Below are 22,727 nucleotides of genomic sequence, written 5' to 3' on the forward strand. Positions count from 1 at the left end.
ATGCCAGCCACTCATCACGATCCTTCGTGCGTGTAGCGGACGCCCCGAACCCTACCGATGTCCGGGTCTTGCAGTAGGCATAAGCCCCGCCATAGGCCGGGTTGACGATCATGCGATGGATGGTGGCGTATGTTGGCCGCCGCCAGACCACCTCACCTTGCTTGCGAAGGCAGGGCAGTTCAAGACCATGTTCAATGAACCACATGAGAGCCTGCCGCGCGCTCCCCAGCTCGGCGACCTTGTCGAATACCAGACTTATGGCATCTTGCACGCGACGATCCGGATCCTTCTCCAGCCGGCCGCCAGCCTTCACGAAACCGACAGGAGCAGCGACGATAAGTTCGCCGCGCCGTGCCTTCTCATAGCGTGCCGCAAGGGAACGTTGTCTGAGGAGATCGAGTTCGTATTCGTTCAGGCTGCCCTTCAGGCCCAGCAACAGGCGGTCATTGCCATCGCGCGGCGCATATACCGTCTCCTGATCGATCAACACCGTATCGACGACGCGGCACATCTCTACGAGATGCTGCCAGTCTCTGCTGTTGCGCGCGAAGCGGGATACTTCGCGCGCGGCAACGGCACCGACCTTTCCCAGACAGACATCTGCAATCATCCGGTCGAAGCCTGCCCGCTCGACGCCGCCGGCGGCAGACCGGCCAAGATCGTCATCTACGGTCTCGATCTGGCTCCAACCCAGATTGGAGAGCCGTTCCCGCATCGCATATTGCAGGGTGCTGCTTTCCCGGTTGTGCAGGACCTGATGGGCTGATGACTGCCGGACGTAGAGGATCGCCTTGCGCTCCAGGTGCTGCGGACCGATCTTCTCATGCTTCATGATAGCTCTCCCCCTCCGTTGCGCCCGCATGTTCCACCATCAAGCGCGCCATCAACCGCGTTACCGCATGCCGCGTGTCGTCGGGCAGGCTCTGCAAATGCGGGATTAGTGTCGCAGCTGTGGAGTGGGTCTCCGGAAACAGCTCGAGTTGCGTCGTCATCGTTTTGCGCGGCATTGGCCGACCTCCGAATCGTGGGTTCAGAGTCCAATGCTGCGCTAGCGCGTGATGAGGAGTCGGAATTATCGAATGAGTTACGGCCAGTCTCGCGGACCAGCTCCGCAAGCACCGTCAGGGTATCCAGACCAACATGTGCCGTATCGACACCGCGACAGCCGGCACATGCAGCCCGGTCAAACATCCAGACAGGGACTTCCAGAGACCGGTCCGACCGACCACCAGTGAGATTGCATCGAAATACCGCCACACCAGGTTTGTCGATCACCTCATGGACATAAACCGATCGGCCAAACCAAGGGTGCCATCGATAAAGAACCTCGCGCCGATCGATAACGTGGGTGTTCTGGCGTTCAGTTGTACAACCACCAACGCCCACACTCGGCCCTTGGCGGCAGACCACCCGCCGTGCTCTATTGGCTGAGAAAAGACAAAACCCAACCCGATCAGCAGGTGCAAAGAGTAGCTTAATTTACGCCAGATCCTGTCCAACCGATGGGGAGTAGCTCACTGCTCGGTTTTCCAGTTCCATGGGAGCAACTCGGGCAAGCGTGACACAGTGATGTCCGGCAGGCGCGCAAGGACATCTGCCATCCAGGCCTGTGGGTTCGTTCAATCCGGCTTCAATGAGGTCGCGGACAGCGCCTGTGTGACCCCAGCGTCGTAGCCCGCGACCTCACAGAACCCTCCAGATTTCCCGGCTGCGAAAGGAGTGATTCACAATAACGGCCGCAGACAATGCCAATCCGTCAGAGACTGAAACGCAATCCCCACTTCAAGCAGCCGCGCCTCTGAAAACGGGCGTCCGATCAATTGAAAACCCTGTGGCAACTGCGCACCGGAGGCACCTTGGTGCATTCCGCAAGGCAGGCTCAGACATGGAAGGCCAAGGTAGTTGAAAGGGCGTAGCATTATAGTCAGTTCCTTAGCGACGACTGACCCCGAAGGTGCATCCGGCGATGCCTCAGCAATTGTCGGCGTCGCAATGGCCATCACCGGTAGGTGCAACATGTCCACATTCGCCATGACACGTGTCACAAAATCACTCAGCAAAGCGCCCCGCACTCGTTGCGCATGGTCATGGGCGGCATATGGAATCCCAATACCTTGTAGTAGCATGCTGCGCATTGCGGGAGAGAACTCATCGGGTTGGTGCCTTAGCGCGGGCAGATGAAGCGCTGAAATCTCTGCCATGATCATCAAAGAGGACAGGGCATTGATCATGTTGTAGTCAAAATCAGGCACCTCGATGAGGCTTGCTCCTGCGTCACGCATTAAACCCAAGCTCTCGTCTATATTGTGACGCAGGTGACCTTCTAGCAAATCATGGAAAAAATGCCGCGAAATTCCGATCCTTATACCTTTGAGGCTGCTGGTGCCAATGCAGTCAACGCGACGTGTACTGGTAGTTGCATCGGCGGCATCTCGGCCCGCTATTACTTGGAACAGAGCCGCGCAATCTGCCGCGCTACGGGCCAAGGGACCGATATGATCATGTGAATAGCTTACGGGGAAGGCTCCGTACCGGCTGACCCTACCGTAGGTGGGCTTGAGTCCTGTTACCCCACATATGGCTGCTGGAATGCGGATCGAGCCACCCGTATCACTTCCTAGGGCACCAAAAACGGATGCCGTAGCGCAGGCGACGGCCGACCCGCTGGAAGAGCCGCCGGTTATTGACTGCACATCCCATGGATTTAGACAATCGCCTAGCAAAGCGTTTAACCCCGTGGGATCGAAGCTTGCTTCTGTCAAGTGCAGCCTTCCAATCGAAACAGCGCCCGCCGCCTCAAGACGATTAATGACCGTCGCGGTTTTTTGGGTGGCAGGGATCGAAGTGTCAGGCCCCCCGGCACAGATGCCAAGCCATGCGTGGTAGAAAAGCCCCTTATGCGCCAAGGGAATTCCATCTAGATCACCTAGTGTCGTACCTGCCCTGCGCCTGGCGTCACTACGGTCCGCTGCTGCCAATGCACTGCACTCATCAATACTAAGCGCAGCATTCGTTAAGCTGGAAATATATGAAAGACGTGTCAGAGCTGCCTCGGTCAAATCCCTCGACGTTGCCTCGCCAGCGGCAAGCATGGCAGCTGCAGATCCTATGTCGCGATCCAACAGCGCGCTTTTGCCTTTCAGCGTTGGCGGGTAGGTATGCGTTGTCTGCTCTTTTTGGGTACCAGTGCTCCAACACGCGGAGTCAACGGCAAGGTTTTCAAGAGTAGTCAGAAAAGATAACGGGTCCTCAATGGGTGAGATGTTCGAATCAAGCGCTGCAGTATTTTTGGCAAAAACGTAGTGGCCTCGCCCAAATACTTCATCGGGAAAATTTTGAAGTGCAACATCATGCCAAACCGTTGCTACTTCTGTGGCGAGGTCCTTAAAAGTCTTTATGTGTTGATGCACGTCTGTACCCACCAATTATTTGCATGCGGATGCTGCTCCGAAAAATATTTAGCCGGAGTAGAGTGGTCCGCCCCCACCGAGTGGTCCAGTTTGAATGTTAGTGCATGGTTGGCCTTTGGTCTATCGGAACGATGCTTTCGGGCACACTTCGGAAGCGAGAGGAGTGTCCAGATGCCGAAGAAACGATTCACCGACGAGCAGATCGCGTTCGCGCTGAGGCAGGCGGAGGCCGGCACGACCGTCGGTGTCACTGTACCCTAATTGATCAGAATCTGCGGGTTCAGAGTGATTAGGGGCAAAATTGTACCCTTAATTACAATATTTCCACAGGTCATGTTGCAGGACGACGCTCAACGTTTTGCCTACCTTGGAAGGCCAATATCCGTTTGCCCGCCACAAGAGGCGGCTACGTTTTCCACAATTTCGACCGTCTGGCAATTAAGGGTGCAGTATTGCAATAAACGGCACAATACGGAAATTAAAGGTACAGATCGCCATTGAAATTGTTGGGAAATTTCAATCCAGATTCTGATTAATTAGGGTACAGTGACAACTGCGGATGAAACGATAAGCAGAACGACCGAGTTTGCATCAGGCATCGGTAACGGAGAGCGGCAAGATATGAGGCTACGGGCGACAAAATAGAGTTTTCTCAGATCCTTATCGCTCACCAAGATCGGCAACTCGTTACCCGAAATCGACTTGTGGCGCTTCGCCCACAACCCCCGCGTCTTCCAACTGCTCGCGATCGGGAAGGTCGCGCAAGCTCTCCAGGCCGAAGGCCACGAGGAACTGCTCGGTGGTGACGAAGGTGTAGGGCGCGCCGCGTCGAGGGGACCGCGGCCCGGTCCCGATCAGGTCTCGCGCATGCAACCGCCCGATCAGATCACGGCTGATCTCCTTGCCGAAGATGCCCTTCAGCCCATCGCGGGCGATCGGTTGGTGGTAGGCGATAGCCGCCAGCACCGCGACGTCGAACTCGCTCAGGTCCAGCAGCTGGTCGCCGACATCCGCCGCGGCGCGGATCGCGGGCGCGTAAGCGGCCCGCGTCCGGAACATCCAACCACCAGCGACTTGCGCGATCTCGAACGCCCGCCCGTCCAGATCGGCACTGAGGTCCTCGATCAGCAGATCAACCGAGGTCCCCTGCCCAACAACCCGCGCCAGGTCTTCGCGTGCCACGGGCGAGGCGGAAGCAAAGAGCACCGCCTCGATCCGGCGCATCCATTCCCGCCAGCGCAGTTCCGGCGGCAAGTCGGGCAACTCGCGGTCCAGGTCGGGCTCATTGCGGTCCTTTGCCATCGCTACACTCCATAGAGCCGGAAGGTGTCGCGGCCGGTCAGCTCGCGCACCGCGCCCAGCTCGACCAACCGGTCACAGAGCCGCCGCGCAGCGCGATCCGGCAAAGGCAAGGCCGAAGGCGCCATGGCGTCGCGGGTCAGAAACATCTCGACCGCCTCGCCCGACCCCTTGGCCCGCAGCTTTGGCGCGACCGCGTTCAGATGCGCGGCGCGGCGCGCGAGATCGGCGGCCTGCCGCACGGCCTCGACCACCGAGGAGAGGAGCGCGTGATGACAGGCCAGCCGAAGGTCATCGCCCCGTTTGCGCAGGTCGGCGCGTTTCAGCCCGGCCGCCAGAAGGGGCACGACGTGATCCCAGCCGAGCGCCTGTGCGAGTGCCCCGTCGGCGAGGATCAGCGCCGGCACGTCTGCACGCGGCCTCTCCTTCAGTACCAACTCTAGCACCATCGCGGCCCTGGTGACGGGCGCCCCCTGCCCCGCATCAATCCACGCAGCGATCTGGCCCGGCTCAAGGGTCGGCAAAGCCCGGGCGAGAGCCTTGACTGACATCGGTCGTTCCACCGCGCGCCTCCACAAAAGACAGGTTTCCCCCGCCGGTCCGGGCAGGTCGCCGGGACGCAGAAGGTGAACCGCATCGCGCAACGCCCCTGCCCGTTCCGGTCTCCCGGAAAACCCCACGCATGCCTCCGCTGCCCGCAGCGCGAGCCTGTCCCGCAACAAGGTTTGGGGGACACAGTCCCGCCCCAACACCAGATGCAGGTGGGCCAGCGCGGCGCCTGACAAAAACGCCACATCTTCAAGGGTTTCACCACGGACCGAGGTGACCCAGGCGGGCATCCGGGGTAGCGTGTCTAGGTCGCTGATGTGATCGGGCCGGGTAAATGTCATACCGGAAGCCTACATCGTCGCGGCGCTTTCTACCAGAAAATATCGCGTAAACCGCCCCGCCTTTCTATTCTACGTTATGTCCAATAAGTTTGCATTATCGGACGTAAAAAGATATGCTCCCCGACATGTCAGAAAACAACGAGAAATCGAGCTCAGCGCAGCCAAACGGGTCCTGCGTCAACGAGGACGACGGGAGAGATCCGACGTCCAGCGAGGCTCTGACTCTCCCCACCTTTGTGGCTGGCTCCGGCACGCTCGACCGGCTGGTGGACACTGCCCGGGACTATGCCCGCGCGGCGGCCTCGGACAACACGTTGAAGGCCTATGCCAAGGATTGGGCGCACTTCGCGCGCTGGTGCCGAATGAAGGGCATCGAGCCGCTGCCTCCTTCACCAGAGATGACCGGGCTTTACCTTGCCGATCTGGCCAGCGGCTTGGGCCCCTCCCCTGCCCTATCGGTATCGACAATCGACCGCCGACTTTCCGGCCTCACTTGGAATTACGCACAACGCGGATTCACGCTCGATCGAAAAAACCGCCATATCGCAACGGTGTTGGCGGGTATCAAGCGCAAACATGCGCGTCCGCCCGTGCAGAAAGAGGCGATCCTGGCCGAGGACATCCTCGCGATGGTCGCCACCCTGCCCTACGATCTGCGCGGGCTGCGGGACCGCGCGATCTTGCTTCTGGGGTACGCCGGTGGCCTGCGCCGCTCCGAAATCGTCAGTCTCGACAGGCATAAGAATGACACGCCCGACAGCGGCGGCTGGATCGAGATCATGGACCAAGGTGCGCTGCTCACCCTCAATGCCAAGACCGGTTGGCGCGAAGTCGAGATCGGGCGCGGCTCATCAGATCAGACCTGCCCCATTCATGCGCTGGCACAATGGCTGCATTTTGCGAAGATCGACTTCGGCCCTGTCTTCGTCGGCACCTCGCGGGACGGCAAACGCGCGCTGGAGGCACGGCTGAACGACAAGCATGTCGCTCGATTGATCAAACGCACCGTTCTGAATGCCGGGATCAGATCGGAGCTGCCTGAAAAGGAACGACTGGCCCTGTTTTCCGGGCACTCTCTGCGCGCCGGTCTGGCCAGTTCCGCCGAGGTCGACGAACGCTATGTCCAGAAGCACCTTGGCCACGCCACCGCGGAGATGACCCGCCGCTACCAGCGCCGCCGCGATCGGTTCCGGGTGAATCTGACCAAGGCAGCCGGATTGTGACGTGGATCAGGAGTCTTCGGACTTTAAAGCCGAAAGGGAGGCAACATGGCGAGGAAGATCGCTGCGGGAATGGAGGATATCCACGATGATGACCTCGTCGGGCTGGTCCAGAAAGACCAGGAAATGCTCCCCTGCCCTTATGAACCGCAGGTCTTCGACATCATCAACGAGAACTGCGCAACTCCGGCTATAGGCCTGGCCACTCAGAATACTTTCACAGCGGCTGAGCAATTCGGCCTCGTAAAGCTCTGCTTGGCGCAGCCCGAAACTTTCGATCGTCCATCTTGCGATTTCCGTGAGGCTGGCTTCCGCACGACGGGTCAGCCGGAAGGATCGGCTCATGAACGCGCGCGCGCAGTCGCAAAGGCCCTACGGATCGCATCTTTGCCGCTGCCCTCCGCAAGATCACCCGCTTTAGCCTGCGCCAGACCTTCAAGTAGACCCTTTCGAATGTCGGCCAGCTGTGCTTCTTCCTGCTCGAGCAGCCTCAGGCCAGCGCGCATCGCTTCGCTTACATTCTGGTAGCGCCCAGACGCCACCAGTGCTTGAACCAGATGGTCTTGGGTCTCGGTCAGGACAACGTTGCGTGTCACCATGGGTCGGGTCTCCTTTGTTGGCAATATATGCCAATTCTCACTTTTGGTCAATGGACGCTGACCTTGGCCGACGAACAGCCATCACGCGACCTCTCCTCTCGTCGCGGTCAATCGGTCGTTTAATAGCGATGTATGAAACTGCAAAAAGACTGTTTTGATGCCCCTGATTGGTTATGCGCGCGTATCTACCGAGGATCAGACCCCCCTGCCCCAGTCGCAGGCCCTGAAATCCGATGGCTGCGCCGAAATCCATGAAGAACAGGCCTCGGGCGGTAACCGTGCGCGGCCGGTGCTTGCGCGGGTGTTGGAGCGCATCGGCAAGGGCGACACGCTGGTGGTCGTGCGGATTGACCGCCTCGCGCGATCCCTGTCGCATCTGCTGGAGGTGATCGAGCGGCTCGAGGCCAAGGGCGCGTTTTTTCGCTCGATCCAGGACCCGATCGACACTGGATCCCCGCAGGGCAAGTTCACGCTGCAGGTCTTGGGCGCTGCGGCCGAGTTCGAGCGCGCCTTAATTAGGGAACGCACCAAGGCCGGCCTTGCCAGCGCACGCACAAAGGGCCGCGTGGGCGGCAACCCTGGGCTGCGGGCCAAAGACCCTGCCGCTCTTCGCAAGGTGCGGCTGGCACGACAAGACGGCTACATGGAGCGTCTGAACGAAACGGCACAAGATTGGGTTCCTCATGTGCGCCGGTTGCGCCCCGACTTGGCCTGGGAAGACGTGTTACGCATCATCAACGGCCCCCTGCCCGAGGCGCGTCGCTGGACCCAAAGTCGTCTCTTGCGCGCCGTGAAGGCCTATGTCCGCGACGGCTTTCTGCCCGAGGCAGTTTTGGCCCGCGCCGGGCGCCGCGAAACCGACGACCGCCTGCCCGCCATCGTCGCCGCCATCAAGGGCGCGGACCCCGACATCACGCTTCAGGCGATCTGTGAACGCCTGGAATCAATGCGGGAACGCACACCACGTGGCCGAACAAGATGGCAGCCGTCTTCGGTGAAAATGCTGTTGGAGCGGGCCGAGAAGCTAGAGTTGCTCGACTGAATTAAGCGACGCTTGCCCTTGTGCCTGTGTGGCTGAACCACACCAAATCTAGAAAGAGCTTGCACGAATCTGATAGCTCGGGCAATAGTCTCGATAAATAACGCGCGATCACATAAAAAACGCGCCCACGAATCGAGGCAGAGATGAGCGAAGCTGAGCAGGACCTGGACATTGCCATCGGGCACTACGCAGAGCTTCTTGCGTCCAATCTTCATGCGCAACGTGCTGCCCACTTCCCTCCCGACGCCAAAAAAGTCATGCGCAGCCTGACCAGCGGCGAGGCGGCCGAGTTGCTTGGCGTCGATCATACCTACCTTCGCAAGCTTCATCGAGAAGGAAAGATCGCTGACGTCGAAACCACTGCGGGCAGCCACCGGCGATATACCCTCGATGATATCTGGGAGATTCGCCATGCCCTTGAGGCAAACGCGAAGAAGCCTGGGACCTACGTTCCGGGGCGTCGTGCCGGTGACGAGCTTCAGATTGTTTCTGTTGTGAACTTCAAAGGCGGGTCCGGGAAAACGACAACATCCGCTCACCTTGCACAGCGCTTGGCTCTCAAGGGATATCGTGTCCTTGCGATCGATCTGGACCCCCAGGCATCCCTTTCCGCGCTGCATGGCATCCAGCCTGAGCTGGACCTGATGGAGGGTGGCACGCTGTATGATGCGGTTCGCTACGATGAACCGGTCCCGATCTCAGACGTGATCCGCAAGACCTACATCCGTGGTCTTGACCTGATTCCCGGGAACCTTGAGCTCATGGAATTCGAACATGAGACGCCGGCAGCCATCCAGCGTGGCGGCGCCCGCGCATTCTTTGCCCGTGTGCGTGACGCGCTCGACAGTGTCGAAGCGGACTATGACGTCGTCGTCATCGACTGTCCGCCGCAGCTTGGCTTCTTAACCATGTCCGCCCTTTCAGCATCTTCAGGGGTGCTTGTCACCGTTCACCCGCAAATGCTCGATCTGATGTCCATGTCGCAGTTTCTGCGAATGACCGCTGATCTGCTTGGCGTCATCCGGGATGCTGGCGCAAACCTTCGCTTCGACTGGCTGCGCTTTCTGCCGACCCGCTACAAGGTGGGTGATGCCCCGCAGACCGAGGTCATTGCTTTCATCCGGGGTCTGTTCGGCAGGTCAGTCCTGACCAACCACATGGTTGAGTCGACAGCGATCTCTGATGCTGGGCTGACGAAGCAGACGCTCTATGAAGCCGACAAGAAGGACTTCACGCGTCAGACTTTTGATCGTGCAATCGAATCCATGAACGCCGTCAACGACGAGATCGCGGCGATCATCCAGAACACGTGGGGACGCAATGGCAAGAAAGCCTAAACTGGGACTGCCACTGCAGACCCTGCGCAACGCGCCTGACGCTCTCGAGGGGCGCAGGCTGCGCGGCGGCGTTTTCGAAATCGAGCCTGACCAAATCGAAACCACAGGTCGGCTCGATGACCGGCTGCAGATCGAGACTGAGGGCCTCAAGGCATCAATTTCCAAGAACGGACAGCGAGTACCAATCCTCGTCCGGCCGCTTGAGGGTGATCGCTACAGCCTGATCTATGGCCGTCGTCGGCTGGAAGCTTGCAGAGAACTTGGGATCAAGGTCCGCGCCATTGTCACAGAGATGGAGGGAGATCAGGCGCTTCGTGATCAGCTGTTGGAGAACCAGGAGCGGCGGGATCTAAGCTTCATCGAACGTGCGCTTGTTGCCGCCGCCTTGCTCGACGGTGACCATTTGAGCGCATCCGAACGCACCAACAAGGGTGTCGCCGAGGTTCTCAATCTGACCGAGGCAGGAGTGTCGCAGCTGTTAAGCGTAGTCCGCACCGTTGGGGAGGACCTGGTCCTCGCCATCGGTGCCGCTCCGGGCATTGGTCGGCCCAGGTGGGAAGAGCTCAAGAAGTTGCTGGGGGCTACGGATGCCGATCGCGAACTGCTTGCAGCTTTGGCGGGTGAGTCCAAGACATCCTACCAAGGCGGTATTGACGAGAAATCCGATTATGCATTTTTGGCCGTCCTCTCTGCTGCAGGGAAGCCCGAACAGACCACATCCTCGTCTCGCCCTCGCGGGCGGCCCGGCACGGTGATTCCGGGGGTCGGTGCCGCCACTGTCACGACCGGACGTCGTGGAAAGCAACTCAAGCTCGAGTTGAAGGCCGAGGAGAGCGATTTTGTCAGCTGGCTTGAGGGCAACGCCCCGCAGCTGATCGCCGAGCTTCACGAGCGCTGGAAGCGTTCGGAAGACTGAGGAAGAGCAACAATCAAAAAGGAGGCACGAGACAGGCAGAAAAGAAAAAGGCCCCGAGAAGCAAGCTTCACGAGACCTTTCTTAGGTTTCGCACGGGACCAGCCCGCTACAAAACTTCAGTTTTCGCACCTCTGAATGTAGCGATCTGGCCCCTTTCCCGCAAGCGCAAAGCGATTCGCGGGCCAGGGAAATTTTGCCTTCGTGAATGACGATATGGAGTACACACCGATTTCGCCGTTTATGCGGCCAATTTCGCACGCCCATCTGCGCGTGGTCGAGCGTCCTGAGGCGTCTGTTCCCGGCAAGCCCGTCAACAAGTGGGAGCTTCTCCGCGAGCTGTCCAAGGCACAGGCCGCCTTTGGGGTTTCCGAGCGCGATCTGACCGTTCTTCAGGGGCTTCTCAGCTTCTTTCCGGACGATGCGCTTGGCGGGAACACCGAAATGGTCGTCTTCCCATCCAACAAGGCGATCTGCGAGCGGCTGAACGGCATGCCTTGCTCGACGATGCGCCGTCACCTCGCACGGTTGGTAGAGGCAGGCTTGCTCATGCGGCGCGATAGCCCCAACGGGAAGCGCTATGTACGCAAGCGTGGCGAAGACCGAGTGGCCTTCGGCTTCGACCTCTCCCCGCTCTATTGCCGGGCAGAGGAGATTGCACGGGCCGCAGAGGCTGTGCGTGAGGCTGAGGACCGTGTGCGGCGACTGAGGGAGGTGGTGAGCCTCATGCGTCGCGACCTGGCCGCTCTGGCGGAGTTCGGCGAGGAGATCCAGCCCGGGCTTGGCCTATGGGACCTGCTCAGCGATACGGCCGCCTTCATAGCCCGCGCTCTTCGCCGCAAGCTTTCGCTTGAGGATCTGTCGGCATTTCGGACTGAACTGGAGACCCTTCTTGACCAGGCGCGTAATGTTATTGACGGCCCTGAAACAGAAAAAATGAACACCAATGATGCCCATTTTGAGCGTCACCATCATAATTCAAATAAAGAATCTATAGATCTTGAACCTGCCTTAGAAAAAGGCGGGGCGGCGGGCCGCGCGCCTGATGATGACACGGGTGAGCCTGTGGCTGACGTTGAAGAGCCTGACACGAGGCGGGTGCCGAAAATCCCACTGCACCTGGTGATCGCCGGCTGTCCCTCGCTCAAGACTTTCTATCAGGGCGACGTTCGACACTGGCACCAGCTTTTCGACGCGGCTTGTCATGTACGGCCTGCCATGGGGATCAGTGTTTCCGCTTGGGAAGAAGCGCAACGCTGCATGGGACCAGAGCAAGCCTCGATCGTCGTCGTGGCCATGCTGGAACGTTTTTCCGACATCAGGTCACCGGGTGGATACTTGCGGGCGCTGACGTCCAAGGCCGCGGCGGGCGAATTCTCTTGCGGTCCGATGGTCATGGCTTTGATCGGTCGGCGAAGTGCGGCTTAACAGCTGTTAAGTTTCGACGTCTTCGTTGCTCGGTTGGCCTGACTTAACAGCTGTTAAGTCGCCTCTTGGCAACCATACGATCATCGAGAGGGAAAGGAGTGTTGGTTTGAGGGTGACGGGAAGTGAGATCGGGAGAGTGGCTTCCGACGCCCGTCGAGGAGAAGATCTGATGACGAAAGCTGTCCAGAAAATCACTCTGTCCCCTTCGCGGGATATCCCTTTCGACAAGCTGGTGCTAAGTCAGTCCAACGTGCGGCGCATCAAGGCTGGCGTGTCCGTCGAGGAACTCGCCGAAGATATCGCTCGCCGCAGTCTGTTGCAGAGCCTGAGCGTGCGGCCCGTCTTGGCTGACGATGGCACCGAGACCGGCAAGTTCGAGATCCCGGCCGGTGGTCGCCGGTTCCAAGCGTTGTCCCTGCTGGTGAAGCAGAAGCGTTTGGCAAAGACCACGCCCATTCCCTGCATCGTGCGCGATGCAGCGTCCGACATCCTGGCCGAGGACGATTCCCTTGCGGAAAACATGCAGCGTGTCGCCCTGCACCCGCTCGACCAGTTCCGCGCGTTTGTGGCGCTGCGGGACAAGGGCCAGAGCGATGCAGAGATTGCTGCGGCCTTCTTCGTGACGCCGCAGGTCGTGAAGCAGCGCCTCAAACTCGCCGCCGTCGCCCCTGCCCTGCTTGAGGTCTACGCCGAGGATGGCATGACACTGGAGCAGCTCATGGCCTTCACCGTGAACCCCGATCACGAGCGTCAGGTTCAGGTCTGGGATGTGATCCATTCATCCTGGAACAAGGAGCCATTCCAGATCCGGCGCATGCTGACCGAGACCTCGGTCCGGGCGTCCGACCGGCGCGCGATCTTTGTGGGTGTTGAGGCCTACGAAGCGGCGGGCGGCACGATGCTGCATGACCTCTTTCAGGGCGATGACGGTGGCTGGCTCGAGAACCCTGCCCTGCTCGATCGGCTGGTGACGGAAAAACTCCAGGCCGAGGCTGAGACGGTTGCGGTTGAGGGCTGGAAGTGGATCGAGGTCGCGCTTGACCTGCCCTACGGCTACAGCCACGGGCTGCGGTCTCTGTCTGGTGTTCCGGCACCGATGACGGATGACGAAGGTGCCGCTCATGCCAAGCTGCTCGCCGAGTACCGAGCGCTCGAGGAGGAATACGCGGATCAGGATGACATCCCCGACGAGATCGACACGCGGCTTGGCGTATTGGAAACGGAGATGGAAAAGATCGAAACCCGGCCTCTGATCTTCGATCAAGCAGAGATCGGGCGGGCAGGGGCGTTCGTCACGCTCGACCGCTACGGCGCGCTGGCAGTCTATCGCGGGTATGTGCGTCCAGAGGATGAGCCCGTTGAGGAGACCGCGGTCCAGGATGGTGTTGATCCTGCGGTGGCGGGGCAGGGGGATTATCGTGATCTCACCGATGGCCATGGCAGTGCCGCTCATGGCGGAACCGTCATCATGTCGGGTGGCCAGCCGATCGGAGCTGACTTGCCGGAGGATGAGGATGACGGGGCGTTGAAGCCGCTGCCCGAGCGGTTGGTCATGGAGTTGACGGCCCACCGGACGCTGGCGCTGCGTGAAGCGATCGGGCGCTCGCCGGATGTCGCGCTGACGCTGCTGCTTCTGAAGCTGGTGACAGACACCTTCCGCACCTCCTCTGCTTCGGGCAGCTGTCTCGAGGCATCCGTGCGTCCGGTCTACATGTCGGCGCAGGCGCCCGATCTGAAGGACAGCGTGGTGGCCAAGCTGGTCGACGAGCGTCACGCGGAATGGGAAGCCGATCTGCCGCTTGGCGATGATGCAGCGCTCTGGGACTATCTGACGATCCTCGACCAGGGCAGTCGGCTGGCCTTGCTGGCGCATTGCCTCAGCTTCGGCGTCAACGCGCTGCATGAGAAGGTGAACCCTTACGGGGCAGGCATTTCTGCTGGGGGTCTGACCCGGCGGATGGCGCATGCCGATCTCGTGGCACGCGCGACAGGTCTCGATATGGTCGAGGCGGGATGGGAGCCGACGGTCGACACCTATCTCAACCGCGTGCCCAAGGCCCGGATCCTCGAGGCCGTGCGCGAGGCGAAAGGGGAGGGGACTGCCCAACTCCTCGATCACCTGAAGAAAGGCGAGATGGCCAGTGAGGCCGAGCGCCTGCTGAAGGGCAGCGGCTGGTTGCCCGAAGTCCTGCGCCGGAACGATCTCGTGGCGCTGGACGGTGAGGACTGTGCCGAAGGGCAGGGGGCGGATGTCGAAGTGGCTGACAGCGTCAGTGAAGCTGACCTTCCTGCATTCCTGACGGATGACTTGCCTGCTGAAAGCGCGTCGATGCTGGCCGCGGAATAACGTGTTCCAGCAGGGGGCGGGCATTCCGCCCCCAATCACCCTATAACGTAACAATATCAATAGGATGAATGCAATTACTCGCATTCAGAATGAGGAATCATGTCTGCAACAACCATCATCGACACAGCCCCCCTCGGGGCGCTCATTCGCTACACTGACGGCAGCCCCAAGCCACCGGCACGCTTCACGAAGAAGCTCGCAGCTTGGGAGCGCTCGAACGGTGTCGGCCGCCTTGTGAAAAAGGAACCACCCCGGCCTTACGCGACCTGGACGGCTCCCGCGTCGTTCACGCTGCATGAGGGCAACTTCTCCTCGGACGGAGTAATCCTCGTCACCATCATGCGCAGCCATTCCGCTGACAGCGCCCTCGTCTTCGAGGTGGCCGAAGAACCGAAGCCAGGGCAGGTGCGCGTGCTTCTCGACTTCGGCGGCAACACGGAGCTGCTGCATTTGGCGGAATCCATCACCGCGGCCGAGCTCTGGATCGCCAAGGAAGGATACCGCAATGCGCGGCTCGAAATCGTCGGCGATGAAGAGGGCGAAAGGGCAGGGGGAGCGGACCTGGCCGCCTGAGCCCAACTGAAACCGAGGGGCCCGCCCAAGCGTGGGCCTCTCATCCATCACAACCTTGTCCTTTGAGTTCGCGGGGCACCAAAGGATCCATCCCCAAAGAAGGAGTCTTCAACCAAGAGCGTGGCCGGGAGGCTGGCGGCGTTAGAAGCATCAGCGGGACAATCGGCTCCTGACGTTGGGCGACCATCCCCCGCTCGCCATTCCCTTCCTTGCCCCGAATTCTGTCTTCGAGATCAACCCGCGAGGGGTCGGACTACGGGCAAGCCCGTGCCGCCGGGTGGATTCGGACGAGCCGAACGCACCCGGTGATGTCAGCCAGTATTCGGGCCTTCGAGGTCCTGTCGCGCGGGGGATGGTCCCCCGCCTCCAAGACAGGAGCCAAACAGATGTCCCGCAAAGATGCTCACGCCTTCGCCGCCTCTCTCGCCGCCACGCTCATGGTCTCGATCGTCGTCTTCCAGGCAGGAGATGGAACCTTTGGCGCCGTCCCCGCCGATGAAATCGACGGAGACGAGGTCGTGATCGTTTCGGAGTACGATCCCTTCGGGTGAGGCTTCGGCCTCACTTCTCGAGGGCCGGGGCGCGGCGCAGTCGCGCCGCCAGGTCTATCTCCGGCCGCGTGATCGGCGGTGCCGATCTGAGAAACGCCTGTAGGACATCAGGGCAGATCGTACTGCCCACAGGATGGTTTCCGGACTTTCGCTGCGCATCGCACGAGTGACCGCGATGCGCTAAGGCGACCGACAGGGTGGAGGGCGAAAAAAGGCCGTCTGACGCGACGCATTCAGAATAGTTCCTTTAGTACAGGAAGTCAGCCAATGGACCTGTAACCTGACCGACGCTTGGAAAGCCGCGGTCAAGTAGAGGAAAGAAGGCCTCGACGGCCCAAACAATCACTGAATTAAATTTATCTTAGCACATCATCTAAAATCTAATACCGAAGAGACCGCCGCCTGCATCGTCCGACAGTCGTGTCGACATAATAAATTCAGTAGGATCAAAAATCTCTTCTCCGCTAATCTCTTCTTCGTGCTTGATCTTCTGCAAGTCATCCGAGTTCATGGCAACGATATATTGAACGCCAAGTTGTTCGGACTTCGACTGAGCTAACTTGAGAGCAAGACCAATCTGTCGACCGTCGACACCATCGAAAATATGACTGTCATGGATCAAGAAACCCGGAAACCGGTCATTCTTCTTCGCGGCCTCGACAAGCAACCAATCAAAGCAGAATACCTACATATGATTCTTGCCTCCACTCTTTTTTCCAACAATGTCAGTCTCGATCGAGAGGCCAGCAACTCCTCGTGATTTACCTAAGATAAGCTGGCCCGGTTTGTCATAGAGGAACTTTGATGTTTCGCCAAAAGCCTGAACCGCAAACTTCCTAGCCGCCTCTCTTTCAATGACATCCTGACCGATCAAATCTACAAGGTCGGTGATTTCCCGACCCAACCGCTTACGATCTTCTTCCACGTCCCTAAACCGTGGGATTTGTTTTCGAAGATCAGCTTGTTCAGCTTCTAGCCGATTTAAGTCAGACTGCAAAAGCGTCAGTCGCTCAATCGCGATCCCTGAACGAAGCAATGTAAGCTTGTCCTTTAGGCTGTCCTGCAACCTGTTGATTTCCGTCTTGCGAGAAGCCAAACGCTGCTGCGCATTCCTCTTTTCACGGCGGAGGTGCAATTCGCGGTTCTTTGCTACCTGCGCATGAAACGCTTCAACTTGTTCAAACCGTTTTTTAACCTGATCGGAGAAAAATATTCCCGCTTGTTCATAGACGCTCCTTAAATCGGATGCAGAGGCGTCTTCTACCTCTTTAAGCGCCTGATCGATACTCTCCACAAGGTCCAAGTCTTCAAGATTGGCCTCGTTCAAGTCACGAATGCGGCCTGTGAGTTCATTCGCTGTGACCTCGTGCTGGCGATAACCGTCAACTACCGACGCGGATGTAACTTCTTGCCGCTTTGTTTCAATTTCTGTATCAAGCAAGTCCAATCGCGCCTGCATTTTATTAACGTCCAAAGCGCCATCAGTTAGGTAGCCATTCTTAATCATTTTCGCCAATGTATCAGCGTCTTTCTTCTGATCTTTCTTAATCTGCAGTTTCTGAGGCAGCCGCCAGTCAAATCCTAGGAGGTATGAAAGACTGACTTGGCTATCCCAGTCCTGTTGCGATGAACTGTTCATTTTGGGGCTAGCAAAGCCGCCGTTGCGCTCTTTGCGCACAAAATATGAAAACAGCGCCCCGAACTTGGGTCCGTAAGTTTGAGCGGTGTCTTCCTCTGAGAGTGAAAACCACCTCAACGATAACTCCTTGCGAAGGTTCTTTGGCGTAATAGCAGTTCCATCTTTTGTTAGGTCGTCGGATTTAGGATTGCTCTTCTTGCAAATCACAAATTCAGAGCCGCCATCAGAAAACTTGCCACAGAATTCAGCTCCAATTATTTCAGGTTTGTGGAAGTCATCCTCCGCATTTCTCTTTTCAGCCAAAAGGTAATGGACTAGCTCGATAAAGCTTGTTTTGCCAGTTCCGTTTCGAGTTTCTTTCGCACCAGATGTCTCATGGCGCTCAGCTACAAGTATGTTGAGTCCGCTCTTGAAGTGGAGTGGCTTGAAAGTGGCGAGTGTGCTGGTGATTTCTGAAATCATTGATTCATCTTCTTTATCAAACCAGACTCGAATCTGATCGCCCCAATAGAAAACAAGAAATCCATAGCCAACAGAAACCAGTCGAAGTGAATCGTTGACAGTTCATTCTCTCGCCTACCTTCTTGAAGGTCGCTAAACAGGCGTGAAACGGTCTTGTCTCGATCCAGTAACGCAAGAACCTCTGCTCCTACGCCTATGAGAGCATTTTCGGTCTTAATGTGTTTGGTGGGCATCAACATGGAGCAACCTGCGGCACATTTTCGAAAATATCACAGGCGTCCAAGTAATATGCCACGATCACATATGCAGCGGCTGATGCTGTGGCAGTCTCACCGCCACCACAGAAAACAAGTAGCTTGCCCAATATTTCGTCGGGGTCGTATCCAAACTCTTTAAGTTCGATGTATTTAGCACGCATTTCGGCTTGAACGATCGAGGCGTTCTGAGGGTTCGACATCCCCGCAATATATCTATCCACTACATCAATGTGGGGTCGCGCGCGTCGAATGTCATACTTCGAATCTGGGCTCAGCCTGTTGAAGTCAAGCTTTGACTCGTCTGGTATGTCGCCAAAATTCATTGGATCAGGGTCAACGCGACGGGCTTCCACAATTTTTTTGAGAAGTGGCCGTATATGAGCCATCTGAATTTCACTAAAGTTTAGGCTTGCTGATGGATATACATCAATCATCTGCTGCATGGACAATCTGTCGTGCAGCTCGTCTTTCAAGAAACTGCGGCCGGCAGTTGAAATTTTTAGCGCAGGGTATTCCTTCCTGAGTTCCTCCAGTTTGTCACTGGCTGACGTCGGCAGTCCTTCAACATTGTTGTGAACCAAGACCCATTCACTCAGATTTGGCCAGTAATTTAGAACTTCTGGAAAGCTATCGGCGATTTTGGCCTTTGCTTTTTCGGCGAATGTCTTAGGGGATTCTGGTGCGTAGCACTGGAAAATCGTTTCTGTTGATATTCTCCTGCCATCGCTCTTCTTGTCGCCGTGTCGTCCCCCTGCTTTGATCAATTCAAAGTCGGTCCCGTAGACCCTAGAAGCCATACGAGCAAACCAGTCTTCAAACCTCGTCTGACTCAACGTTGCAAAAGCGTTGTCGAAGTGAATATCAAAGTCGATCTTCTTCATGAGACACTTCTACCCTCCGCACTCGTGTGATTTTGCACACTGCATGATCGATCGCAATGGACTAGGACCGGTCATCGGCTGCGTTGGGCACGAATTTCGGCAATGGGTCGATCGCGTAGGTCAAGCCTTCAACTGATGGCCATATCGCTCGCGGTCTTTCCCGCCTCCAACGCCTCCACGAACCACTGTGGTTTGCGCCCTCGGCCCGACCAGGTGAGTGTCGGGTTCTCGGGGTGCCGGTATTTCGCCGCGGCAGGCGCACGGGAGGATTTCGTTTCGGTGCCGACAAGTTCGGACAGGGAGTAGCCCAGATCCCGGGCGAGAGCTTCCACCTTGGCGCGGGCTTCCGCCTTCTGCCGATCCTCGAATGTGGAAATCGCCTTGGCGACGTCCTTCTGCATTTTCTTCAGCTCGCCGAGCGACAGTGCCTCGAGATCGTAATCAGCCATTGATGCAGTCCGTGTCCTGAATGTCCCTGTATCGATAGCCTGTCGCGGGAGGGTGCCGCAACTCCCGGAAGGCTGGGGCAGGGGTGGCGGGGGCTGTTGATCGCCGGTGTCGTCGCCAGTGAGGTGCGGAACTGGGGGTCAGGCTGTTCCGATGGGCAGGGTGACAGGATCTGGCATGGGCTCCCCGCGCTTCTCTGTCTCCTGGGCCATCCCTTCGACTGACAATCCCCTAATCCCGTTCGGTTGCCTGCGCGCAACCCCGCTTCAGACCGGGCCGTGTTGCCCCTTTGGGGCTGCCCGCTCCACCCCGGTCCTCTGGGGGTTTCCGGCGTCCGTTCCGTCCACCGTGCACGCGTCACCCGACGGGCTTTTTCCGGGTCTTGTCGAAGGGACGGTCCCGAAGACAGGACACACAGGAGCTTATCATGCAGAACATCGTCATCCTCGCCGGCAACATCGGTCAGACCCCCGAAGTCCGCACCACCCAGGGCGGCACCAAGATCACCAACTTCAGCCTCGCCACCTCCCGCCCCCGCCTCTCGGAAGGTCGCGTCCTACGCGACGAGAACGGCTACCGGGTCATGGACACGGAATGGCACCGCATCACCTGCTTCAACGGCCTCGGCAAGACGGTCGCGGAGCACTGTGAAAAGGGCATGAAGGTCCTCGTCCACGGCCGCATCCACTACACCAAGTGGATCGACAGCATGGGGAACGACCGCTACGGCTGCGAGATCATCGCCGAGAAGGTCGACTTCCTGAGCCGCCCGAAGTCGGCCGAGACCGAAAACCCCGAGCTGGTCGACCGCGACGACGAGATCCCGTTCTGAAAGGAACGGGGTCTCCCCCTCGGGCCCGGCGGGGCAACCCGCCGGGTTCGGGTTGATCTCGGCCCTAAGCCCACTGTCGGTGCTAAGCAAATGCTCAGTGGCAGCGCTCCCCAAAGCCACCGTCCAGCTTGCAGTAGATGCGCCAATAGGCGACCAAAGCCAAGCTCGAAGCTGTTAAACTGAGCAGCCTCACAATCTATGCCAGTGCTTTTGCTGTCCCGTTCCTAGAACTCGCCGGAGCTAATGGCCCTCGAACTAGCAACCATTTCCATTGATATTTTGGATTGAGGCCCAACAGCGTCTGGCGCTGTTCAAGCACTAGGTCGAGCAACTCCTGCGTCAATTTACTATTGCTAGTGTAAATTACAGCGAAAAAGGTCGAGTAGTCAGTTGAACCGTAAGTGCTCATATCGGCCAATAGACCGTCGACAACATTCGAGAGGTCCGAGGGGGATCGCGCCACCTTGGTTTCGACGCACGCCTTGATCATGGGCACTGAAAGGTCCGGCACGTGTCCCTTCAGGGCTGAAGGAAATGCCACCTTGCCGTCAGGAAGCGCATCTTGAAATGCAGCTTTGATGCACGCGAATAAGATATGCTTGACGTGATGCTCGCTCTTGGGAATTTCGATCATCTTTTTCTGCATTAGAAAGAGAAGCGAATCACCAATGTTTTGGCAGATCATCCGGAGCCGAACCTGCGGTGAAGTTAGTCCATGGTCTTGTTCTTGAACATCGAGCCCGTAGATTGCGGCGAGCCGTGCCGCCAATGACTGCAATACGAGCACATGGACATAGGCTTCCTCTTCATGTTCCTCAATATCATCAACGGGAACTGACACAACGGCAGTTGGATCACGCAGCGCATCCCTAATAGCCTCATCGACCAACCCAACCAGTGCCTGAGCCACGGCATCAACGCGCGCAAGCGCGCTCATCGTGTCTGTTGCGCTATTGAGGATGACCTGCATTTCACGCCGCTCATCGGCCTCAATGAGGCCTAGTTGGTCGGCCTCTTCGACCGCAAAGAGCCGCAGATTGAGACGAGAAATTAGGTCAAGCGCGCGTAGATATAAGCGGCGAGCTTCGTTTCGATTTACGGTCATTGTGAACAGCTTTCAAATTTATCGCGACGAACGGGTCTTGTGATTGCGCTCTGGCAGATAACGCGCCGACTTCCAGCGCGTCCAGCGTTCAGTTTAGCGGCTAAGCATGCACCTAGGCGATGTGCAGTGCCGCCGGTCGCGTCCCTCAGAGTGAGAGGAGTGCCGGTTTCCCGGTGACGGGTTTAGGGCTGGGAGAGTGGCTCCCGGCGCCTGTCACGGGAGATAGCCGATGGGCGTTGTAGAAGTTCTGGATCCGGTGCAGCCGACGCGGGCTGGTGGCTGGAAAGTGGATGTAAGCCGGGGTGAGCGGAACGGGCGGGTGTCGTCCGAATGGTTCAACCGGCCCGATGACGAGCGGTATCTGTCGCTCGATGATCTCTGGGCCAATGTGAAAGGTCGGTCGGAACGCAGCCGTAGCCGCGTGGTGCAGACGGCGGATATTCGGGTCGAGGCCGCGCGCGACAACCCCGAGCGGTTTCACCTGATGTTGCCGAAGGCGCAAGAACCGGTCGCGCCCACGCATTGGGCGTTTGGCCAGCTTGCCAGTATCGTTGGCGCGCCTGCCTCCTACCTGCGGCAGTTGCCTGCGCCGCTGGCGGGGATCAATCTGCAATATGGTCTGACCAACCACCGCGCCGAGCAGGTGAAGACCTTCGAGACCGAAGATGGCCGCACGGAGTTGCGCGCCGTGACCGGCCCCGATTATGGCCGCATCCACGATTTCGAACTGGTCGAGGCGGTGCAGCGCATCGCGGGCAATGGAACGGGCGACACGCGCTGGAAGGTGCCGGGCGTGCTCGACTGGTCGACCGGGGTTTACAACCCCGATGTCGAGATCAGCCGCGACACGACCACGCTTTATGCCTCGGACCGCGATGTCTTCCTGTTCTTGGTCGATGATCGCAACCCGATTGAGGCGGGCAAGCTGCCGGATGGCTCCCCTGATCTCTACTTCCGGGGTTTTTACTGCTGGAACTCGGAGGTCGGAGCCAAGACGCTCGGCATGGCGAGCTTTTACCTGCGGGCGGTGTGTCAAAACAGGAATCTGTGGGGCGTCGAGGATTTCCAGGAGATCCGCATCCGGCATTCGAAATACGCCGCCTCCCGCTTTGCCCATGAGGCGGCCCCGGCGCTGACGCGTTTCGCCAATTCCTCGCCGCAGGGGTTTGTGAACGGCATCAAGGCCGCGCGGCAGCAGATCGTGGCGCGCAGCGATGATGATCGCGCGGATTTCCTGCGCAAGCGGGGCTTCTCGAAGGCGGAGTCCGGCAAGATCATCGAGAAAGTGCTGATGGAAGAAGGCCGCCCGCCCGAGAGTATCTTCGACTTCGTGCAGGGCATCACGCGGCTTGCGCGCGACAAGACCCAGCAGGATGCGCGCCTCGACATGGAAGGGCGCGCCAAGAAGCTCCTCGACCGGGTCGGCTGACAGAGCCCCCACGCAGCGATCGCCCGACACCGGGGCGGTCGCTGTAGCTTTTTTCTCAACATGCAC

The 22,727-nt window shown here is 58.6% G+C and carries 22 protein-coding genes and 2 pseudogenes; 10 read left to right on the forward strand and 14 right to left on the reverse strand.

What is annotated here, in order from left to right:
• The 6 genes and pseudogenes from ROS217_RS24835 to ROS217_RS22050 form a co-directional block, all read right to left on the reverse strand.
• The coding region (locus tag ROS217_RS24835; RefSeq protein WP_009820060.1) for a recombinase family protein at positions 1-832 on the reverse strand (832 nt) is incomplete at its 3' end.
• Entirely contained in the window at positions 822-1,007 is a 186-nt protein-coding gene (locus tag ROS217_RS22035; RefSeq protein WP_009820061.1) for a hypothetical protein, read from the reverse strand. The genes ROS217_RS24835 and ROS217_RS22035, both read right to left, overlap by 11 nt.
• A 507-nt stretch (positions 1,008-1,514) precedes the next feature.
• A pseudogene (locus ROS217_RS23810) lies at positions 1,515-1,616 on the reverse strand (transposase domain-containing protein); the annotation flags it as partial.
• 108 nt (positions 1,617-1,724) lie between these two features.
• On the reverse strand, positions 1,725-3,422 hold the full coding sequence (locus ROS217_RS23815; protein WP_157046751.1) for an amidase: 1,698 nt from the start codon (positions 3,420-3,422) through the stop codon (positions 1,725-1,727).
• Positions 3,423-4,097: 675 nt separating this feature from the next.
• A complete protein-coding gene (gene scpB / locus ROS217_RS22045; protein ID WP_009820064.1) occupies positions 4,098-4,712 on the reverse strand; it encodes an SMC-Scp complex subunit ScpB in 615 nt (204 codons plus the stop codon).
• Between the two features lie 2 nt (positions 4,713-4,714).
• On the reverse strand, positions 4,715-5,599 hold the full coding sequence (locus ROS217_RS22050; protein ID WP_009820065.1) for a DUF1403 family protein: 885 nt from the start codon (positions 5,597-5,599) through the stop codon (positions 4,715-4,717).
• Between the two features lie 125 nt (positions 5,600-5,724).
• Between ROS217_RS22050 and ROS217_RS22055 the strand changes: the two genes are divergently transcribed.
• Positions 5,725-6,822, forward strand: a complete 1,098-nt coding sequence (locus ROS217_RS22055; protein ID WP_083781621.1) for a tyrosine-type recombinase/integrase — start codon at positions 5,725-5,727, stop codon at positions 6,820-6,822.
• Positions 6,823-6,828: 6 nt separating this feature from the next.
• Here ROS217_RS22055 and ROS217_RS22060 read toward each other — a convergent pair whose 3' ends face one another.
• Both ROS217_RS22060 and ROS217_RS22065 read right to left on the reverse strand, forming a co-directional pair.
• On the reverse strand, positions 6,829-7,164 hold the full coding sequence (locus ROS217_RS22060; RefSeq protein ID WP_009820067.1) for a type II toxin-antitoxin system RelE/ParE family toxin: 336 nt from the start codon (positions 7,162-7,164) through the stop codon (positions 6,829-6,831).
• Positions 7,161-7,418: a type II toxin-antitoxin system ParD family antitoxin gene (locus ROS217_RS22065; RefSeq protein WP_009820068.1), complete on the reverse strand. Its 258-nt coding sequence runs from the start codon at positions 7,416-7,418 to the stop codon at positions 7,161-7,163. Before ROS217_RS22065 ends, ROS217_RS22060 begins: the two co-directional genes overlap by 4 nt.
• Before the next feature lie 157 nt (positions 7,419-7,575).
• Here ROS217_RS22065 and ROS217_RS22070 point away from each other — a divergent pair, with 157 nt between their 5' ends.
• From ROS217_RS22070 to ROS217_RS24510, 7 genes are all read left to right on the forward strand, one after another.
• A complete protein-coding gene (locus ROS217_RS22070) occupies positions 7,576-8,460 on the forward strand; it encodes a recombinase family protein (RefSeq protein ID WP_009820069.1) in 885 nt (294 codons plus the stop codon).
• Between the two features lie 143 nt (positions 8,461-8,603).
• Positions 8,604-9,797 carry a plasmid partitioning protein RepA gene (gene repA / locus ROS217_RS22075; protein ID WP_009503867.1) on the forward strand — a complete coding sequence of 398 codons (1,194 nt, stop codon included), beginning with the start codon at positions 8,604-8,606 and terminating at the stop codon, positions 9,795-9,797.
• The gene (gene repB, locus ROS217_RS22080) at positions 9,781-10,713 is read left to right on the forward strand and encodes a plasmid partitioning protein RepB (RefSeq protein WP_009820070.1); all 933 of its coding nucleotides are present in this window, start codon (positions 9,781-9,783) and stop codon (positions 10,711-10,713) included. The genes repA and repB overlap by 17 nt, the downstream gene beginning before the upstream one ends.
• A gap of 213 nt (positions 10,714-10,926) precedes the next feature.
• Complete coding sequence (repC, locus tag ROS217_RS22085; protein WP_009820071.1) at positions 10,927-12,138, forward strand: plasmid replication protein RepC; 1,212 nt, start codon at positions 10,927-10,929, stop codon at positions 12,136-12,138.
• Between the two features lie 169 nt (positions 12,139-12,307).
• Complete coding sequence (locus ROS217_RS22090) at positions 12,308-14,485, forward strand: ParB/RepB/Spo0J family partition protein (RefSeq protein WP_009820072.1); 2,178 nt, start codon at positions 12,308-12,310, stop codon at positions 14,483-14,485.
• Positions 14,486-14,584: 99 nt separating this feature from the next.
• Positions 14,585-15,058: a hypothetical protein gene (locus ROS217_RS22095; RefSeq protein WP_009820073.1), complete on the forward strand. Its 474-nt coding sequence runs from the start codon at positions 14,585-14,587 to the stop codon at positions 15,056-15,058.
• Between the two features lie 386 nt (positions 15,059-15,444).
• Positions 15,445-15,609, forward strand: a complete 165-nt coding sequence (locus ROS217_RS24510) for a hypothetical protein (RefSeq protein ID WP_007803240.1) — start codon at positions 15,445-15,447, stop codon at positions 15,607-15,609.
• A 373-nt stretch (positions 15,610-15,982) separates the two neighbouring features.
• Here the strand turns inward: ROS217_RS24510 and ROS217_RS22105 are convergent.
• From ROS217_RS22105 to ROS217_RS22125, 5 genes and pseudogenes are all read right to left on the reverse strand, one after another.
• Positions 15,983-16,282 (reverse strand): annotated as a pseudogene (locus ROS217_RS22105) (DUF2326 domain-containing protein); the annotation flags it as partial.
• A 12-nt stretch (positions 16,283-16,294) separates the two neighbouring features.
• On the reverse strand, positions 16,295-17,710 hold the full coding sequence (locus tag ROS217_RS22110) for a hypothetical protein (RefSeq protein ID WP_009820076.1): 1,416 nt from the start codon (positions 17,708-17,710) through the stop codon (positions 16,295-16,297).
• Positions 17,707-17,949: an ABC-three component system middle component 6 gene (locus ROS217_RS22115; protein ID WP_009820077.1), complete on the reverse strand. Its 243-nt coding sequence runs from the start codon at positions 17,947-17,949 to the stop codon at positions 17,707-17,709. The genes ROS217_RS22110 and ROS217_RS22115 overlap by 4 nt, the downstream gene beginning before the upstream one ends.
• On the reverse strand, positions 17,943-18,848 hold the full coding sequence (locus ROS217_RS22120; RefSeq protein ID WP_009820078.1) for an ABC-three component system protein: 906 nt from the start codon (positions 18,846-18,848) through the stop codon (positions 17,943-17,945). The genes ROS217_RS22115 and ROS217_RS22120 overlap by 7 nt, the downstream gene beginning before the upstream one ends.
• A 128-nt stretch (positions 18,849-18,976) precedes the next feature.
• A complete protein-coding gene (locus ROS217_RS22125) occupies positions 18,977-19,297 on the reverse strand; it encodes an H-NS histone family protein (protein WP_009820079.1) in 321 nt (106 codons plus the stop codon).
• Between the two features lie 425 nt (positions 19,298-19,722).
• Here ROS217_RS22125 and ROS217_RS22130 point away from each other — a divergent pair, with 425 nt between their 5' ends.
• The gene (locus ROS217_RS22130) at positions 19,723-20,127 is read left to right on the forward strand and encodes a single-stranded DNA-binding protein (protein WP_009820080.1); all 405 of its coding nucleotides are present in this window, start codon (positions 19,723-19,725) and stop codon (positions 20,125-20,127) included.
• Positions 20,128-20,323: 196 nt separating this feature from the next.
• Here the strand turns inward: ROS217_RS22130 and ROS217_RS22135 are convergent, their stop codons facing one another.
• The gene (locus ROS217_RS22135; protein WP_009820081.1) at positions 20,324-21,232 is read right to left on the reverse strand and encodes a hypothetical protein; all 909 of its coding nucleotides are present in this window, start codon (positions 21,230-21,232) and stop codon (positions 20,324-20,326) included.
• Positions 21,233-21,461: 229 nt separating this feature from the next.
• On the opposite strand from ROS217_RS22135, the gene ROS217_RS22140 reads away from it, so the two are divergent.
• Positions 21,462-22,661: a hypothetical protein gene (locus ROS217_RS22140; RefSeq protein WP_009820082.1), complete on the forward strand. Its 1,200-nt coding sequence runs from the start codon at positions 21,462-21,464 to the stop codon at positions 22,659-22,661.
• Positions 22,662-22,727: the final 66 nt, after the last annotated feature.

The organism is Roseovarius sp. 217, from assembly GCF_000152845.1.
Lineage (GTDB): Bacteria > Pseudomonadota > Alphaproteobacteria > Rhodobacterales > Rhodobacteraceae > Roseovarius.

What these genes read in the sequence shown, in the direction of transcription:
- ROS217_RS22035 (WP_009820061.1), bottom strand. Translation starts at nt 1,007, where the DNA reads ATGCCGCGCAAAACGATGACGACGCAACTCGAGCTGTTTCCGGAGACC.
- scpB (WP_009820064.1), bottom strand. Translation starts at nt 4,712, where the DNA reads ATGGCAAAGGACCGCAATGAGCCCGACCTGGACCGCGAGTTGCCCGAC.
- ROS217_RS22050 (WP_009820065.1), bottom strand. Translation starts at nt 5,599, where the DNA reads ATGACATTTACCCGGCCCGATCACATCAGCGACCTAGACACGCTACCC.
- ROS217_RS22055 (WP_083781621.1), top strand. Translation starts at nt 5,725, where the DNA reads ATGTCAGAAAACAACGAGAAATCGAGCTCAGCGCAGCCAAACGGGTCC.
- ROS217_RS22060 (WP_009820067.1), bottom strand. Translation starts at nt 7,164, where the DNA reads ATGAGCCGATCCTTCCGGCTGACCCGTCGTGCGGAAGCCAGCCTCACG.
- ROS217_RS22065 (WP_009820068.1), bottom strand. Translation starts at nt 7,418, where the DNA reads ATGGTGACACGCAACGTTGTCCTGACCGAGACCCAAGACCATCTGGTT.
- ROS217_RS22070 (WP_009820069.1), top strand. Translation starts at nt 7,576, where the DNA reads ATGCCCCTGATTGGTTATGCGCGCGTATCTACCGAGGATCAGACCCCC.
- repA (WP_009503867.1), top strand. Translation starts at nt 8,604, where the DNA reads ATGAGCGAAGCTGAGCAGGACCTGGACATTGCCATCGGGCACTACGCA.
- repB (WP_009820070.1), top strand. Translation starts at nt 9,781, where the DNA reads ATGGCAAGAAAGCCTAAACTGGGACTGCCACTGCAGACCCTGCGCAAC.
- repC (WP_009820071.1), top strand. Translation starts at nt 10,927, where the DNA reads ATGGAGTACACACCGATTTCGCCGTTTATGCGGCCAATTTCGCACGCC.
- ROS217_RS22090 (WP_009820072.1), top strand. Translation starts at nt 12,308, where the DNA reads ATGACGAAAGCTGTCCAGAAAATCACTCTGTCCCCTTCGCGGGATATC.
- ROS217_RS22095 (WP_009820073.1), top strand. Translation starts at nt 14,585, where the DNA reads ATGTCTGCAACAACCATCATCGACACAGCCCCCCTCGGGGCGCTCATT.
- ROS217_RS24510 (WP_007803240.1), top strand. Translation starts at nt 15,445, where the DNA reads ATGTCCCGCAAAGATGCTCACGCCTTCGCCGCCTCTCTCGCCGCCACG.
- ROS217_RS22110 (WP_009820076.1), bottom strand. Translation starts at nt 17,710, where the DNA reads ATGATTTCAGAAATCACCAGCACACTCGCCACTTTCAAGCCACTCCAC.
- ROS217_RS22115 (WP_009820077.1), bottom strand. Translation starts at nt 17,949, where the DNA reads ATGTTGATGCCCACCAAACACATTAAGACCGAAAATGCTCTCATAGGC.
- ROS217_RS22120 (WP_009820078.1), bottom strand. Translation starts at nt 18,848, where the DNA reads ATGAAGAAGATCGACTTTGATATTCACTTCGACAACGCTTTTGCAACG.
- ROS217_RS22125 (WP_009820079.1), bottom strand. Translation starts at nt 19,297, where the DNA reads ATGGCTGATTACGATCTCGAGGCACTGTCGCTCGGCGAGCTGAAGAAA.
- ROS217_RS22130 (WP_009820080.1), top strand. Translation starts at nt 19,723, where the DNA reads ATGCAGAACATCGTCATCCTCGCCGGCAACATCGGTCAGACCCCCGAA.
- ROS217_RS22135 (WP_009820081.1), bottom strand. Translation starts at nt 21,232, where the DNA reads ATGACCGTAAATCGAAACGAAGCTCGCCGCTTATATCTACGCGCGCTT.
- ROS217_RS22140 (WP_009820082.1), top strand. Translation starts at nt 21,462, where the DNA reads ATGGGCGTTGTAGAAGTTCTGGATCCGGTGCAGCCGACGCGGGCTGGT.